Below are 17370 nucleotides of genomic sequence, written 5' to 3'. Positions count from 1 at the left end.
GTTCATATAATGAATATTGGAAATATAGGTGCAGGTAGTATTGCAAAAGCTCATTCTAGGGCATTATCAACAATTGATAATTGTAAATTAGTTGGAGTATATGATGTTAATTACGAGAATGCTCGAGAGTTAGTAAAAGATTATGATGGAGAAGTTTTTAATAGTTATGAAGAGTTACTTGAAGTTGTTGATGGGATAATAATATCTTCCCCTAATTTTTGTCATAAGCCTCAAGCTGTTCAAGCGTTATTAAAAAACAAACATGTTTTAGTTGAAAAACCGATGGTAATTTCTTGTGAAGAAGCAAAATATATGATGAAAATAGCAAAGGATACTAATGTAGTTGCTGCAATGGGGTTTAACTATCGTTACTTGTCCTATATTAAGGCTTTGAAGAGCTTAATTCAAAATGGGGAATTAGGAGAGGCAGTAGTTATAAGGCTACATTTTAAAAAGAATAGCGCTTTTCATTCAAAGAACTCTGTTTACTTGGCGGGATGACATTCAAAGTAATAAAACTAGTGGGGCATTGGGGGATTTAGGCATTCATTTAATAGATTTACTTTGGTTTTTATTTGAAAGTGATTTTAGAGAGGATACTGTTCGAACTAAAATTAAAACAAATGTTAAAGAAAAACAAAAAGTATTTGTAGATGATTATGCAGAGGTTTATGGTCAATTAACCAATAAAGTATTTGTTAATATTACAACGTCTAAAAGTTCATTCCCTGAAGATTGTGGCTTTAGTATTGAGGTAATAGGTACTAAGAAAGAATACAAGTATTCTTCTAGAGAACCTAATAAATATATAACTTTTGATGGGTTGGAAAAACAAGAAATTTTTTTGCCTTTACCGTTATTAGTTGATCCGGAAAACGAGATTTTTGAATGGGCGGATTCTTTTAGAAAGGAAATTATAAGCTGGGTTAATGCAGCAGGGGGTTCTAAAAAATCACTTGCAACATTTGAAGATGGATTACGTTCACAAATTATATTAGATTTATTCTTCAATAAAAACAAACGTAACAAAGAATTATCTGTAACAACTATTTAGTTTTATTGTAAAAAGAGGGATTTATAATTTGTAACACAAATCCCTTTTTCTTTTGAATTGGAGCTGATAAAAGGTGCGGTTAATATTTTATTTTGGGTGCTTGTTCTATTTTATTGTAGGAGTAATACATGTTTGTATGGGCAGTTTAATTCCTTCGTTACTACAATATTATGAAAGAACACCTAATCAACTAGGGATATTAATATTTTTTCAATTTACTGGATTTTTATTTGGTGTTCTTAGTTCGCCTGTTTTAGTAAAAAAGTATTATTATTTTAAAACTCTAACATTTGGGATATTAGCAATGCTAGTAGTTTTAGGAGGTTTTATATTTGTTAAAGAATGGGCATATTTAGCAGTAATTGCATTTGGATTGGGTTATGGAGCGGGTTTGTTAGAAACTACTATGGGTTCCTTTGTTATTTCAGCAGAAAAGAATAGTGCTGCTAAATTCAGCATTCTTGAAGTATGGTTTGGGATTGGAGCACTTGGGTTTCCTTTATTAGTCAATTATTTTATAAAATTTTATACATGGTATTTCATTTTATATGGAATCTTGCTATTTCTTATTTTCACACTATTAGTTTGGTACTTGTTTGGGAGTGCTAAATTTAATAATCTTTCTCCACGAAAGAATGAAAAGGAAGTACCACTATCCCCATTAACTGTTAGCTTTAAAAATGGAAAAGTAAAAATTATATTATTTATATCACTTTTTGCATTCTTATATGCAGGTATAGAAACCAATCTTGCAAATTTTTTATCTACAATTATGATTCTTACTAATAATGAATTAATTAGTTCAATAAGTATATCTTGTTTCTGGCTAGCAATAGTTATCGGAAGGATTTTTATAGGTAAGCTTGTTCATAAGTTTAATTATTGGATATATATTTCATCTAGTTGCTTCACATTAGTAATTCTCTTATTTCTATTCCCCTTTGTTCGTAGTACAGGTATGTATTTATCTGTAATCTTCATTATTGGTTTAGTCATAGCTGGCATTTTTCCGATAACACTTATTTTAGCTTCCCGTATTATGGAAAATAATATTGATGAAGTGACTAGTTTATTTATTGCATCAGCAAGTTTGGGAGGAGCTCTAGTTTCCTTTCTAATTAGTTGGAGCTTATCATTAAATACTATAAATATTACCTTTGGGATATTTTCATTTTTTGCTTTTATTCTTGGTTGCATTATTTTAAAGATGAAGAAAATCTCCAATTATAGTAATAAAGATGTTAAAAAAATAGAAAGCATGAAATCTTTATAGAAAATATTTTTATGTATAGAATGTGTAAAAAAGAAAATTATAGTATAAATTGACAGAAAATTGATAAAAGAATTGAGAAAGCTGAAAATTCAGTATTTTAAGTATATTTTTAGCGTTGTAGTGTGTAATATATTCAGCAGAGCTATATCATAAAAAATAGGATTATAGACTAACAATAGAATTATGTGTAAGTATTTCTGAGTAAAAATAGTATTCGAGTTCATATAGGCTATATATCAACTGCTATACATTAGTTTAAAAACAAATATAGAAAAGTGTGGTAATGGATCCACATGAATTATATTTGCAATCTATTATTTTTACCTTAGCTGTTTAGTAGTTTGTATTTACATACATATGTAAATACATTTTTGTTACATGCAATTATTCAAAAGGGAGGTAATATAATAATGGCTATTCGAAAACATTTAATTACTCTTGAGGATCTTACTGATAGTGATATTAACCAAATTGTAACTCGTGGGGTAGAGTTTGCCACAGGTAAATCGCAACCTAATCAAATATTAGCGGGAAATATAATTGGGATTTACTTCCGTAAAACATCGACTAGAACTCGATCGGCATTTTCTGTTGCAGCATTAAAGATGGGTGCACAAATTGTAACGTATGGTCCAAATGATTTGCAAGAAAATACAGGGGAGTCTATAGAAGACACTACTCAAGTACTTTCGCGAATGCTGGATGCACTAGTAGCAAGAACTGCAGATAGTCAAAAGGAAATGGAAAAGATGGCATCTCAAAGTCGTATGGCAGTCATTAATGCAATGAGTACGGAAGAACATCCAACACAAGCGCTAACAGACTTAACAACAATGAAACAAAAATTTGGTGAAATAGCTGGATTACGGGTTTTATATATGGGAGAAGGTAATAACAGTGCTGCAGCTCTAGCTCTTTCTTTATCTCGTTTTCCAGGTACGGAGTTATATCTTTTTACACCTGCTGGTTATGGAGTGTCTCCAAGTGTGCTTGAAAAATCAAAAGAATATGCACGATTATCTGGTGCTAAAGTTATTGAATGTCATGATATAAAAATGTTACCTAGTGAAGTGGATGTTGTATATACAACAAGGTGGCAAACAACAGGGACAAGCAAAATAGATCCTTTATGGAAAGATGCATTTAATCCATTTGCAGTGACAGAGAGAATTTTGACTTTATATCCGGAAGCTGCTTTCATGCATGACCTCCCAGCACACCGGGGGGAAGAAGTAGCAGCAACAGTTATTGATGGACCGAAAAGTATTGTATTTACCCAGGCCGAAAACAAGCTAAATAGTGCTATGGCAGTACTTGAATGGTGCTTAGCTTATCGATACTAAAGAATCTAGTATTTATTTTCTTTCAGGTATAAGTTCTATTTGAAATACATTCGAAAGAACATTTACAATTATTTATCTTTAATTATTTTTTTAGATTTTAACCAAGAAAGGAAGCAAATTATGCTCAAGAAATTAGAGAGTTTAGAAAGGGTAATCGGCAACACACCTATGATTAAATTAGAGCATGAAAAGATTAATCTGTATGCAAAACTAGAATATCACAATTTAATGAATAGTGTTAAAGTGCGTGCTGCTCACCATATTTTAGAATCAGCAATAAGTCGCGGTGAAGTGACTGAAAATTCTACAATTATTGAATCTTCATCTGGTAACTTTGCGGTTGCTCTTGCTACTCTTTGTAGGTATATTGGTCTGAAATTCATACCAGTTATTGATCCAAATATTAATGATAGTTATGAGAATTTTTTGAGAGCAACTTCCTATCAAGTAGCTAAAGTGGGTGAACGAGATGAAACAGGTGGCTATTTATTAACGCGTTTAAATAAGGTGGAAGAACTTTTAAATACTATTCCTAATGCATACTGGACAAATCAATATAATAATGCTGATAACTTTGAAGCCCATTATCAAGGAATTGGTGGAGAAATATCTAATGATTTTAAACAGTTAGATTATGCCTTCATTGGAGTGAGTACTGGAGGAACTATCGCTGGGGTATCTACACGATTAAAAGAAAAATTCCCTAATATTAAAATTATTGCGGTAGATAGTCAAGGGTCCATTATTTTTGGTGATAAGCCTCGTAAACGGTACATACCAGGAATTGGTGCCAGTATGGTGCCTGGTATGGTTAAAAAAGCATTGATTGATGATGTAATGATTGTACCGGAGGTTCATACTGTTGCAGGTTGTTATGAGCTATTTAATAAACATGCAATATTTGCTGGTGGATCATCAGGGACTTCATATTATGCAATCCAAAAGTATTTTGAAAATAAGGATGTTCAAAATACACCTAATGTTGTTTTCTTGTGTCCTGATAATGGACAAGCTTACACATCAACTATTTACAACGTAGAATGGGTAGAATGGCTTAATACACAAAAATCAGTAGAAGACCAATTAGTTTCTTTATAAAAATGATATAGAAATGAGGAAGCAATTATGATGTATTTAAATACTAAACATATCAATGAAATGGGTGTTAATTGGGAAGAAACAATAAATGTCATTTCAAAGGCAGTAAAAAGTCTTGATTCAGAAGATTTTTCTCAGCCAATTAAGCCATACTTACGTTTCGATGATTCGGCTAATAGAATTATTGCTATGCCAGCTTATATTGGAGGAGAATTTAAGGTTTCAGGAATCAAATGGATAGCTAGTTTTCCGAAGAATATTGAGAAAGGTATTCAACGTGCCCATTCAGTTACTATATTAAATGATGCTATGACTGGAAAACCATTTGCGACGCTTAATACAGCAATGGTCAGTGTAATACGAACAGCTTCTGTTACAGGGTTAATGATTCGAGAGTTTGCCAAGTTAAGAGATTTAAATAATGTTAAAGTTGGAATTATTGGATTTGGACCTATTGGTCAGATGCATTTAAAGATGGTAACTGCCCTATTAGGCGATAAAATCGAAAGTGTTTACCTATATGATATCAATGGAATTAAAGACGAATTAATTCCTGAGGAAATTCATTCTAAAACTCAAAAGGTTAATGCTTATGAAGAAGCCTATAATGATGCTGATATTTTTATTACTTGTACTGTTTCTGCAGAAGGTTATATTGATAAGAAACCTAAAGATGGAGCGCTACTACTCAATGTTTCTCTTCGTGATTTTAACCCTGATATCTTAGAATATACAAAATCCCTAGTTGTTGATAATTGGGAAGAAGTCTGTCGTGAAAAAACTGATGTTGAAAGGATGCACCTTGAAAGAGGTTTGCAAAAAGAAGATACAGTATCAATTGCTGACGTTGTAATCCGAGGAGCACTGCAAAACTTCCCTTATGACAAAGCAATATTATTTAATCCAATGGGTATGGCCATTTTTGATGTAGCCATTGCTGCTTATTACTATCAAAGGGCTAGGGAAAAGGAAATTGGTGTTTTATTAGAAGACTAGTAAAATTATTAAAGCGCAGTTTGAAATAATTGTCTAATAGCTGCTAAATATCGGTAAACACGACTAATCATTATAGAAAATTAGTTATTTGATAAGCTTAGAATTTATGTAATTATTTGAGGAGCTGTTTTTATGAGTGAAATTATTTCGGCCTTAGATCTCTTACATCCCAAGCAAATTCGCTTTCATGAATCATATGAACACAAACGATTGGAACAAATTTGTCGTGTAATGGAAAGCGAAGGTGTTTTACGGAATCCTCCCTTAGTATCTGAGCTTAGTGATGGTAATTATCTGTTACTTGATGGTGCCCATCGTATGAAGGCTATGATGGCATTAGGTTGTAAACGCGTTGCTGTACAGGTAGTACCTGATGAAAAAATAAAAATTCGTGCTTGGAATCATTTATTACCAATGGGGGAATGGGTAAATAATTTAAAGAAAGAACCTACAATAATTTGGTCAGATAAGATTATTGCTAATAAACGTTTGCTTGCAAAAATTACAGAAGCAAATAAACAAGAACAATTTTTATATGCAAGGGATCTAAATAGCGATTTATTTAACCATTTAGAGATATGGCATCGTATTGTCGGCTTATATCAACATGAGTATACGGTACGCCGTCATTCAAATGATACTGAGGTCTGTCCTCATTCAAATGAAATATTGATGAGTTATCCAGAATACTCATTGATGGAACTGAAAAAGGTAATTGAAGCGAAGTTTTTAATGCCAGCGGGAGTTACTCGTACGACGCTTAGTGGTCGGTTATTGAATTTACGTATACCACTTCATATATTGCGTACGGAAGTATATCCTGCTGGTGAATGGGAAACGTTATGTGGAAATTGGTCAAAATGTTTACGCCTTTATGACGAGCCAATATATGTTTATGATGCATAATACATTGTTTAATGATTATAATGTATATTTTTTATTTATTTGTAAAAATTTCATTATATGACTTATATTAATTCCAAAATATTTTTATTATGTTATAAAAACGGTTTGAATTAGTATTTAAGACTAATCTAAGAGAGGTTTGTTATCGGATGGGGTAAATATTACCAAAAAAGATAAAGTGGAGATCTCTAAAAAATTAAAAACTTTCTTGGGTGATCAGTATTCACTTGAATTAGGAGATTACATAAGTTTTGAGATACTTGAATTTATAATAAAAGAATTAAATCCACATTTTAATCTAGCTACAAAAAATAGGTTGGAAAATCTCTTAAAAAATATAGAGAAAGAGATATATAGTGAATTAGTTTCACATGAAAATAACAAGGTATAGGTAATATTATATGTATTTAAATGTAGAATAGTATAAATCTATACCTACATAAGGTGTTGCTATTAATTTGGTAGAATAGTGAGGAACAAGAGAATTGGTAATATACAATTTCTTAGAAGAGATGGAATTGAGAAGTGAACATACTTACAATTTCATCTTTTTATTTTTGACACGCTTTTTGCAATTAAAGTATGAAAAAGGTAGCTGTATAAAAGTACAGCTACCTTTTTTAAAAAATTTCGTATACAAGAACAACCTTAGCGTAAACTTGCGCTTAATGGTACTTGAGAATAAACTGTGAAATTGTTACTATAAGTACCATGTTTAGAAAATGTGGAAGAAATAGAACTGTTCCAACTCTTGTAGATAGATCCAGATGTATCTGCTCTTAGAAGTACGTTTGAAAAGCTAGCTTGGCTAAAAGAATTACGTCCAGTATCTTCAACGCCCTGAACCATTTTTACTGGTTCGTATTGAGAAAATGAGCCATATACAGGCTGATTTGTATATCTAGGCATTCCATTTACATACATAGTAACCGTACCATTGCCGTTATTAATTATTTTAAGGTTTACTCGATCACCATCTTTAATTGATGTATCATATTGTGTGTTCCAATACTTATTGTTTTGACCTGATTCATTATATCCTGAATTAAGAAATACTTTATATCCACTTGGTGTTTTTGAAATACCACCTTCAACTTTAGATGCTCCAATACCTAAATACCAATTCACATATCCATCCTTAACAACAACTGATTTTGGTAGGTTTATATCAGCTGCAATTCCAGTATAATTACTATTTGTAACACTTTTTACAGCACCTTCTGTAGCTGCAAAACTTGTAGTTGAAAACATTGATAGAGAAATTAGAAGTGAACCGACTAGATACATCATTTTTTTCTTACTTTTCCTTAATACTTGATTCATTTTTAAATCCCCCTTATTTTTAATTATTAAATTGTATTAAAAGTTGGCCAACTAAATAAGACTTACAAACCAAAGATACATTAGGTTTAATTAAATGTATATATTTTCCTGTCATAAGTCATTGAAATGTCAAATAAATTAGATGATTCATATTTATCCATATAGGGGGAGTTGACAGCATGAAGTGTTATGTCTATTTAAAATTATGAATGTTTTGTTAAAAATAAGATTAAAGCTTATAAATTTGTTGGGTATAATATGTATTACGATTTATTTAGGAGAGATAAATATGAATGGAATACCAGGGTTTTTTAAAAGATATATTTGAAATTCTGAGAAATAAAATAAAAACAAATGAAATAAATGAATTGCTTGTGTTAAAGAATTTATTGAAATAGTTAGTAGGTAAAGGGAAATATATGATTTAAAAGGCGTGGAATTCTCATATAAAAAGAAGAAAGGTGGGCAGTTATGGAAAAGGCAAGATCAAAGTTAAATAATGCAACTATTGAAGGGGGTATAGAGACATTAAAAGATGAAAATGAATGTTTACGTATGGAAATCGATTATTTAAAAAAGTTAAAGGCCTTACTTCAAAAAGAGAAGAAATTACAGAACAAGACTAAGTGGAAGTTTTAGTCTATCATTCTACGTACAATTATAGTAACGTGAATAGTCCAAAACAAATTTGTTTCGGACTAAGGATTCAATATTCTATCCAGTGTATGCAACATTTTTGTAAAAAATGAATTTTCTGATTTTATAACTAAGAAAAATGTATTACATTAATTAATAGATACTTCTACAGAGACACTAGGAATTGGTGGTGCTGGTGTATCTCCACCATTAGAAGAAGATTGTTGAGGTGCATGTAAACTATTCGTGCTATATGCTAATGCACCTATTACTACCATTTTTTTCGTTAATAATAAGAATATAATGAATATTTAAAGTGTCCTTATTCTGTTGATATAGTCAATTTGTTTTAAAACAGACCGTCTGTAATAAACGGTCTGTTGTTTGTTATGGTTGGCGACTGCTATTCTTTTACTCAACTCATATTATATTTAATTGAAGTATTGAGAATAGAAGAATAGGAGTAGAAAAATTAATGTTTTTCCAAATAATTTATTGAATAGACTTAAAGGGATAAACAGCTCTCCTATGGTAAGGCTTTTGAGTTTATTCCTGTTTGGGTTTTTTAAAAATTCTTTAAATGTTCGAAAGTTTATTTTATTAATGAAAGACCAACTTGGCATAGCTTTTATGTCTGAATCTATTTTGAAAATGATATGAATACTATGTGTATGAAAGCTGCCTATACTTAAAATAAGCATAAATCCTAAAATAATGAACCAAGTCATTTTTTAGCACCTCCTTTCAGTATTTAATATTAAGATATTAATAACGGTGAGGAAGTGTGCTATTGTCCATGAAAAATATTGAGAAATTGTTGAGGAAACGTTGAGACTGTTGCAATGCAATCGATCGTAGGATAGTTAACTATGCTTGTCCTGTTATATTTGTTAAAAAAGGAAAGAGAACAGTTGCGTAGACTGTTCTCTTAAGGAGCGGAAGTGCTGAACATAAGTGCTGAACATTTTTCAATGACAATGATTCAAGCCTTCCAATTATAGTGTGTACAAATAATTCCAATTCATACAAAGAGGCAGGTGTAAATTATTCATACATTAAAATTACTTTATTATAGATTGAATGTATTACAAAGTACAAAGAGCACTTTTCAAAAGTGCTCTTTGTAAGGCGTACATTAAGGACTTGAAAGAGGCATCATTGTCAATTCGAAAGGAGATATCTATATACAACATATGAAGATGATTTGAAAGGATGACGATAAAAACAAAAAAATCAGTAAGGATGTACCGATTGCTCAGATTCAAGGAATTGGAGAGGGGGATTTATATTGTTAGGGAATTTTTTGAATGCTATTCCATTATGATAAACTATGCAGATGAATAATAAGAGTGAAGTTGTAAATTTATCATCTATAGTGTAATCTTCACCATTTGAAATAGGAACTCTTAAAATCTTATCCTGAGAAACTAGATGCCATCAATCATGTTGATAATCAAGTGCTTCGTCCTTTGTAGAACCTGGGGAGGCATATGCCGCTGTAATTCTTCAGTAAACGTAAGCATTTAAAGATTCATAAAGAAATGCTATCCCTTCCTATAATTCTACAGAAAGGATAACATTTTTTTGCTTTATGGGTGCTATAAAACTTTAGCTTGATAGCGCTGTGATAATGCCCCATTTAAACAAATTTCCCTTTTCCATACTGATAATGCCCCTTTTTTAGAGTCATCCTATCAGCATGTCGAAGATTAGGAGATTACTTGCAAGAGTCTTGGAATTATTGCAACCGTGCTGTGTTATAATTCTAAAGTACTGACATTTCATGTAGGACTTATAGATGTCGGTTTGACATATGAAATGTAAAATCAATCCGTCATTTTGAAGGTTCAGGCTACCATTATTTAAACTAACATTCACACTAAAAGAAGTACAAGGAGGAAGGTATATCTATTAAAATAGTAAGGTATACCAAATTAGAAATGAACATTAAATTTAATAAAAAAGTAGTAGCATTCACGGCAGGATTAACGGTATTATCTTCACCATTGGTATCGTTTGCAGAGGAACAACAATCAGTAAACAATAAGCAATCTACAAGCCTTCAAGTGCAAGAGAACACAGACCAAATTCAAACAACAGATGAACAGGCTTTAAAAAGTATTGAAGCTAGTTTTGAAGAGGTAGACGGACGTGGTGGAGGTACTGTCGACAATAAGAAAGCAGATAGTCTTCAACGCTCAGAGGGTATTCATGAAGAAACAGGCACATTAACTGTTCCTAACAATTCAAACAGAACAAAACGTAGTCTGTCTCCCATATCACCTAGCACCTCTAGTACAATAAACGGTGTTCCATTCACTGAATGGATTGTTCCAGCAGGTAACGATAATATTCGTCCTCAAAACTACATGAGTCCAAAGTATATTACAATTCATGAGACTGATAATACAAGTGTAGGAGCAGGTGCTAGAAACCATGCTCAATACCTATATAACCAAGCAGTAGGTAACACGGACCGAGCTGCATCGTGGCATTTTACAGTAGACGATAAAGAGATTTATCAACATCTACCATTAAACGAGAACGGATGGCACGCAGGAGACGGTGATGGTCCAGGTAATAGAGAATCTATTGCAATTGAAATCGCAGTTAACAGTGACGGAAACTACAGTAAAGCAGTAGATAACGCTAAGAAACTTGTAGCTTATTTAATGAAAGAAACTGGTGTACCGTTAAATAACATTGTAAAACACCAAAAATGGAGCGGTAAAATCTGCCCTGCTAACATGATTAATAATGGGCAATGGGATGTATTCGTAAATAGCGTTGAGGGATATTATAATAATCTTTATCAACCAAAAGATGACATTACAGGAGGTTGGTATGAAGAAGCTATTCGAGAGTTAAATAGAAGGGGTATTATGATAGGGGAAGGAAACGGAGTTTTCGCACCCAATAGAGCAATAACAAGAGCCGAATTTGCTCAATTAATCTCTAAATCTCTAAACCTGCCAGCTGGAGATGCTTCATTTAAAGACCTAAACGATGCAAATTCAACTTTACGAGATGGTATTAAACGTACTGCAAGTGCAGGTATCATTCAAGGTAGAGGAGATGGTTATTTTGACCCAAACACACCTATTACAAGAGAAGAATCAGCAATTATTGTAAACAAGGCTTTACAGTATAAAGGTATATGGGGACCAGTTGTAAACCTACCATTCTCAGACAAAGACCAAATTAGCTATAAAGAAGATGTACAAAGATTGTATGGCTTAGGTATTGTCAAAGGTAAGGGTGAAAATCAATACGACCCTAAAGGAACAACAACTCGTGGTGAAACAGCAACATTCATTCTAAATATGCTACAAGTAATTGAAAATGGCAGTGTTGAAAAGGTAGTTGGAACGGCTCAAATTAATGGTATTGGGGTAAATGTTCGAAGCGGGTCAGGTACAAATTATTCTATTGTTAGAAAGACAAGTAAAGGCGAAAAAGTTACAGTATATGAAGAAAAGAATGGTTGGCTAAGAATTGGAACAGGTCAGTGGATTTATTATGACTCTAGTTATATCGATTATAACAGATTATAAAAGACTAATTACTTAAAAGAACAGGTCATATTTGGATATATAACTTACTCTCAGGTTGTGAAGAAGACTTTCTTCACAACCTGTTTTTGTGACTGGTCCCTCTATTACCTATCAATACTGATGAAAAGAGGAGAAGGAGAGATTCATTATGGTGCTGGAATTGGGAAATCATCGTAATTAGCGTGTATGCAATTAGAGGCTAAGGTTTTTCTGATAATTAAGTGGAGGTCACTATACGTACCCATCCAGCCCATATTTTGAAATATTTTAAAACGAAAAAATGAGCTGGATGGGTAAAAGTTAGCACAAAATTTCGTTCTGAGGGTACTATAAAACCTTCGCTTGATAGAAAAGAGATAACATTAACTTTGTTGCCTAGAATTGCTCGTGCTAGATGTGGGTAGATTCAAAATTTATAGGCTTTATTAATCATCATTTGATTCACCTTCATTTTGGTAGGTGTCTCCTTGGTTAAAATGATAAAAAATGCAAAAAGAACTTGTAGGCATCACTACAAGTTCTTTTTTAGATAATATAAAAAGGTGAAACAAACTATCTCATTACTCGTAACAGGGAAACTATCTTACTTAAGGCTTGGTTTCATTATATAACAAATATTAACATGCAGCGTTTTAATGTGTGAAAATTACGTGAATTAGCAAACGAAATTTCATCTCTATTCGTTAAGAATTCCACTTATTCGTTTTTTAACACCTTTAAATCAACGTTGAATAGATTAACAATATTTGCTAAAATAATATTATAATAATGCAATATGCAGCAATTTATATAATAGAAAGATAAAAAATTTACATATCACTAATTGAACGCTTAGCCGTTGATTAATGGAGTAAGGTAAATAACGAAGTACATTTAATATACAATTCTTTCCGCAGCATAAGATACGTAATTAAGACATTTGATAGAAATAGAGTGCGAATAATGAGAAAGATGCTGACTTGTGGGTTACACTAATCAACTTGAAATGTTATAGGGGTGTACAAGTACTACAGCCAAAAAGTGATCTGTAATGAATATCGAAGAGGCTTACGCAAAGTTATATGTGAGTCTATGTGCGAAGGAAAAGGATAACGTTTATAGGAGGAAGCATGAGGAGGCAATTTAATATATGTAACGGGGGAATAATATTATGAAATTTAATACGAAATTATTAAAGAAATTACTTGTATTAAGTGCAACGTCTGTATCAATTTTCAGTGCCTGCTCTGCAAAGGAAGATGGGGATTACAAGCCATATAAGGAACAAGACTCTATAGAAGTCGCAAAGGTCGAAGAAGAGAAGTCTAATCCCCCTAAGATTGTAGAGAAGAAGTCCACTCTGCCTAAGGTCAAAGAGGATACAGAAGAACCTAAGAAGAAAAAAAAGCTACAACAAGTGGAGGAATCTAAGAATAAAGATGAGGAAATTAATGACAAATATCCGCATTATAAAGATGTACATGAGGACGCATCAACAGTATCACTAGAACAGTATAATCAAATCAAGGTTGGAATGCCTGCGGACAAAGTCATAGAGATAGCAGGAAAGCCTGGATCCAGCGAAACAACTAAATTGTTCTCTATCTATATATATTTAGGTCACGGTGGACACGGTTCGATGACTATAAAGTTTGATTCTAATAGAAATGTAACGAACAAAGAGCAAGATGGTCTTAGCAATACTGCAGTTAAAGATGAGAAGGTTAGCAAAGAACATGAAGACCCTAATCCTGAATCTGTTAAGAAATCTAGTGCTATAATTCCAAACGATTTTTGCGGACATGGACATGACGAAACGAAGGAGCTAGCGCACGACTGTGAAAAAATTACTGATAAGAAGGCATATAGAAGATATCAACTACAACAAAAGAGAGAAGAGCGAAAAAGACAAATTAGGGGCGAAGAACAGGAATTAATTGATTACGATCAGGGGGATGCAGCTTACAAGGAGCAACAGCGTATTTACGAAGAAATACAACGTAGAACAGGAGAAAGGGGATCGGTTGATTACGATTACGATCAAGTTAGAGCTCTTAACAAAGAAAGACAGCGTATGTACGAAGAAATACAAGAGTGAGATGAAGAAAAAGAGTGTAAAGTGTAAACTAAAAAAGCTAAATGGTACGAGAAGTATATTTCATGGATAGGAATTTGAATTATTGAAAAATCAAAATATGGAAGAGTAAATAAAAGACGCTAGTTGGCGTCTTTTATTTATCATTATTAGTAAAACTTCACTGGTGATTACTATTAATATTATAATATTTGATCTTGGAATTAACTTATTAGATAATGCTATTGATTGTATAACATCTGACAAATGACTAAAGATAATAAAAAAATTCTTGATACAAAAATCTAAATTGTATAATATATAGGTATATTGTTATTTGTTGAATTCCGTTTATTCCCACGCCTTATGTGTTGTGGTTGAGTTGCAGAAGCAAGTTGTGTTCTTGTTTCAATTTTGAAAGGGCTTCTTTGAGCCGATTAGTGCATATATAGCTTATTTTGTTATGCACATTTTTAATCGACTTGAAGAAGTCCTTTTTATGTTGTTTTCAAGTTGCAGGTGGGATTATTTATGATTCATAACAAAATGAAATAAAATAATGTTTGAATAGTATTAGTAGATCTAAAAGAGTAATCTAAAGAGCCGGATGATATATTGATTGATATAGATAAGTTATTAGGGAGTGCAAATGAAGAACTACGATATAAATCATGTGATGGTAGTTTATACAGGGGAAAAGGAAGAACTAAGTGATATGAATACTTGGAGCTTCCTTTTTTATTGCAATTAGAAATCTGGTAGATGATTATGCATATAAAAATGATTTAGCGGAAAAATTTTATTTAATTTCAATACATAGAAGAAAAAGAAAAAAACAAATTCGTAAAGGGCTAGTTTAAGTACGATTCATTTGAATAATTGAGAGGGGAAATGTATTGGTGAAACGTCTTGTTTCTTGCTGACCAAGGGAATGCAGGATGATTAGTAAGGAGTAAGAGCGTATTACTACTCTCACAAAGGAAATTACATTAGAAAAGGGTCTGTCAGTGTTTACAATTTATTTGTTACATCGGTCTAAAAGAATTTGGATGGAGAAGTAAATGCTAAGTGAGAACATGAATGACATTTCTAGAACTTGAACAATTGTGCTTTTTGTTAATAGTGAAAATCAGAAGTAGAAGAGGCACAAGCGTTAAAGTGGACTGCAAAAGTGACAGAAAGAGAACAAGGATTAACATTATTTATAAAGATATCTAATAAGAAGTGCTATCGGATTTATACAGAAGGAGGGATAATACCAGAAAATATATGAATGTATATAAAATTTGAGGTGAATCCACCTATTTTCTATACATTAGTTGAATCAAACAATAGATGACTAGGGAGTGTATAACATCCATTTCCCAGTTAAATTTTCTTAGATAAATAGCATGAAATACAGTATGTTCTCACTCATTTGTATAAGGATAAAATAGCCTTTTATTTTTATGCAAATGAGTGAAACAGAACGATTCACCATATAAGAATATTCAACTATAATGAAACACTGTACGTCATTGTAATATTAAGATGTTTTAAGATTAAAGTGATTATTAGTCATAAAATATGAGTTTCGAGACCTCAGCAAAATATTGCAATGCTTTATATACATGAGATTGTAAAAATTATTTTATTAAAATTACTGGAGGCTGATGAAATATGATAATAGATCATATAAGCAACAATGTAGTAAAAAAATTGGAACAAACGGTGCGCTATGAAAAGAAACAGGTACAGGTATTACGTGTAAGTAAAAGTAGTTCTAATATGCACGCTTACATGATTTTCCCAGAATTCTCAGAGGTTAAAATTTCAAATACTGAACTGGATGAATATATAGAAAATCTATCAACAAGTCTGAAATATGTCATTGATCGCAAGTTAAGTCTACAAGAAATTGAAAAACAAAATCATTCTTTCATTATGACATGCGCAGTCGAGGAAGATGGTGTTATAGATGATGAAACGATTCATTTTAATACGACGTATGTTAAGCCACCTACACTTGCGAGTAAGGTATTTAAGCTAGTGTGTGGTTTAGGAAATCGTTTGAATAGCTTAAAAGAGTTACATATAACAGTATTAAATAATAATATTAATCGAATTGAAATAGAGTTTTATAATGAAAATGAAACATATGTAGCAGTAGAAAAAGAAGAAATTGCAAATGCGATTATGGGGGCATATACAAAAGCCAATATCTATTATTCCGCAGATCTCCGTTATGTTGCAGAAGGAAATGAAATCAAATTAAAGAGCATTAAGCCAAAATTAGCGGGTGATGTGTTGTGAAGCGAGAAAAAGGGATGATTGGAGTTTTATGTACATTTGTTTTTATGATCCTAGTACTCATACCTTTACATACAGCTCATGCATCTGTAAAAGTGGATTTTAATGAATTGAAAGGAAATGATGTTTCTTCATCTTTTAACGAAGGATTAAACAATCGAACAAAAACGACAGAGAAAGACGATTCATTTGGGTCATCAATTATACAAAAAGTTGAGGGTATGTATGCACCAGCTTTTAAAGTAGGGGTAAATATCTTTTCTATCTCTTTCATATTAGGTGTTATTGTCATGGTTATGGCGTTAATTACAAAGAATGGTCAATGGATGAAATGGGCAACAGGGAGTATGATTTTCTCGTTCGTTAGTATGATGGCAATGAGATTAAGTGTATATTTCTTATTTAGTTCGGATGTATTTTCGTTTATGAACATTTTTACGGATTTTTTAGACCTGTTTAAAGCAACAGCACTTATTTTTACACCCTTTATGTTAATTGCAGGAATTCGTTTACGAAGAATTCATGAGAGTACAAAACAACCTGAGTATTATCGTTGGTCTAATCGCGTTATAACGGGATCTTGTTTACTATGTATGTTAGCCGTACTGGCTCCATGGTTATTTGCGAATATGTAAAGAAATATATATAGATGCAAAAGGTACTGAATGTTCATTCAGTACCTTTTATCTACCCATCTGATTTTTCCTTTCATATTCTGCAAATATCTCCTCTGACATAGGGGATAATTCGTTCGATTTTTAATCGTTTTTTGTTGTAAAGGATTTCCATTTGTAGAATGAACACTCCTCGTAGTAGAGCTGGTATGCCTACAAAACAGACGAGGA

Annotated in this window: 14 protein-coding genes and 2 pseudogenes; 12 read left to right on the top strand and 4 right to left on the bottom strand. The window is 32.1% G+C overall.

Annotated features, from left to right (window positions below):
- Positions 1-9 precede the first annotated feature (9 nt).
- The 7 genes and pseudogenes from ACTFRH_RS21510 (at position 10) to ACTFRH_RS21480 (ending at position 7061) form a co-directional block, all read left to right on the top strand.
- Positions 10-1054 (top strand): annotated as a pseudogene (locus tag ACTFRH_RS21510) (Gfo/Idh/MocA family protein).
- Positions 1055-1127: 73 nt separating this feature from the next.
- On the top strand, positions 1128-2327 hold the full coding sequence (locus ACTFRH_RS21505) for an MFS transporter (protein WP_002164344.1): 1200 nt from the start codon (positions 1128-1130) through the stop codon (positions 2325-2327).
- 410 nt (positions 2328-2737) lie between these two features.
- The gene (locus ACTFRH_RS21500) at positions 2738-3670 is read left to right on the top strand and encodes an ornithine carbamoyltransferase (protein WP_001007709.1); all 933 of its coding nucleotides are present in this window, start codon (positions 2738-2740) and stop codon (positions 3668-3670) included.
- A gap of 120 nt (positions 3671-3790) precedes the next feature.
- The gene (gene sbnA / locus ACTFRH_RS21495; RefSeq protein WP_000914205.1) at positions 3791-4768 is read left to right on the top strand and encodes a 2,3-diaminopropionate biosynthesis protein SbnA; all 978 of its coding nucleotides are present in this window, start codon (positions 3791-3793) and stop codon (positions 4766-4768) included.
- A gap of 27 nt (positions 4769-4795) precedes the next feature.
- Positions 4796-5764 (top strand): 2,3-diaminopropionate biosynthesis protein SbnB, encoded by a 969-nt coding sequence (gene sbnB / locus ACTFRH_RS21490; RefSeq protein ID WP_033703050.1) that lies wholly within the window; start codon positions 4796-4798, stop codon positions 5762-5764.
- Positions 5765-5896: 132 nt separating this feature from the next.
- Positions 5897-6670 (top strand): ParB N-terminal domain-containing protein, encoded by a 774-nt coding sequence (locus ACTFRH_RS21485; protein WP_001289602.1) that lies wholly within the window; start codon positions 5897-5899, stop codon positions 6668-6670.
- A 139-nt stretch (positions 6671-6809) separates the two neighbouring features.
- Positions 6810-7061 carry a DUF2164 family protein gene (locus tag ACTFRH_RS21480; protein WP_000947507.1) on the top strand — a complete coding sequence of 84 codons (252 nt, stop codon included), beginning with the start codon at positions 6810-6812 and terminating at the stop codon, positions 7059-7061.
- A gap of 257 nt (positions 7062-7318) precedes the next feature.
- Here ACTFRH_RS21480 and ACTFRH_RS21475 read toward each other — a convergent pair whose 3' ends face one another.
- On the bottom strand, positions 7319-7993 hold the full coding sequence (locus ACTFRH_RS21475; protein WP_001077591.1) for a hypothetical protein: 675 nt from the start codon (positions 7991-7993) through the stop codon (positions 7319-7321).
- Positions 7994-8464: 471 nt separating this feature from the next.
- Between ACTFRH_RS21475 and ACTFRH_RS21470 the strand changes: the two genes are divergently transcribed.
- The gene (locus tag ACTFRH_RS21470; protein ID WP_000409540.1) at positions 8465-8632 is read left to right on the top strand and encodes a hypothetical protein; all 168 of its coding nucleotides are present in this window, start codon (positions 8465-8467) and stop codon (positions 8630-8632) included.
- A 146-nt stretch (positions 8633-8778) separates the two neighbouring features.
- Here the strand turns inward: ACTFRH_RS21470 and ACTFRH_RS21465 are convergent, their stop codons facing one another.
- The 3 genes and pseudogenes from ACTFRH_RS21465 to ACTFRH_RS21455 all read right to left on the bottom strand — a co-directional run.
- On the bottom strand, positions 8779-8907 hold the full coding sequence (locus ACTFRH_RS21465; protein ID WP_003301906.1) for a hypothetical protein: 129 nt from the start codon (positions 8905-8907) through the stop codon (positions 8779-8781).
- Positions 8908-9060: 153 nt separating this feature from the next.
- Complete coding sequence (locus tag ACTFRH_RS21460) at positions 9061-9357, bottom strand: hypothetical protein (protein WP_000219743.1); 297 nt, start codon at positions 9355-9357, stop codon at positions 9061-9063.
- A 634-nt stretch (positions 9358-9991) separates the two neighbouring features.
- Positions 9992-10105 (bottom strand): annotated as a pseudogene (locus ACTFRH_RS21455) (DUF3221 domain-containing protein); the annotation flags it as partial.
- Between the two features lie 464 nt (positions 10106-10569).
- Between ACTFRH_RS21455 and ACTFRH_RS21450 the strand changes: the two are divergent.
- The 4 genes from ACTFRH_RS21450 (at position 10570) to ACTFRH_RS21435 (ending at position 17160) form a co-directional block, all read left to right on the top strand.
- Positions 10570-12183, top strand: a complete 1614-nt coding sequence (locus ACTFRH_RS21450; RefSeq protein WP_001021943.1) for an S-layer homology domain-containing protein — start codon at positions 10570-10572, stop codon at positions 12181-12183.
- Between the two features lie 1150 nt (positions 12184-13333).
- The gene (locus ACTFRH_RS21445) at positions 13334-14260 is read left to right on the top strand and encodes a hypothetical protein (RefSeq protein WP_000671510.1); all 927 of its coding nucleotides are present in this window, start codon (positions 13334-13336) and stop codon (positions 14258-14260) included.
- A gap of 1635 nt (positions 14261-15895) precedes the next feature.
- The gene (locus ACTFRH_RS21440) at positions 15896-16528 is read left to right on the top strand and encodes a hypothetical protein (RefSeq protein WP_000582601.1); all 633 of its coding nucleotides are present in this window, start codon (positions 15896-15898) and stop codon (positions 16526-16528) included.
- Positions 16525-17160 (top strand): hypothetical protein, encoded by a 636-nt coding sequence (locus ACTFRH_RS21435; protein WP_000817900.1) that lies wholly within the window; start codon positions 16525-16527, stop codon positions 17158-17160. The genes ACTFRH_RS21440 and ACTFRH_RS21435 overlap by 4 nt, the downstream gene beginning before the upstream one ends.
- The last annotated feature ends 210 nt before the right edge of the window (positions 17161-17370 follow it).

This window comes from Bacillus cereus group sp. MYBK216-1 (assembly GCF_051916495.1).
GTDB classification, from domain to species: Bacteria; Bacillota; Bacilli; order Bacillales; family Bacillaceae_G; genus Bacillus_A; species Bacillus_A thuringiensis_K.
This window is presented reverse-complemented; position numbering and strand designations above follow the sequence as displayed.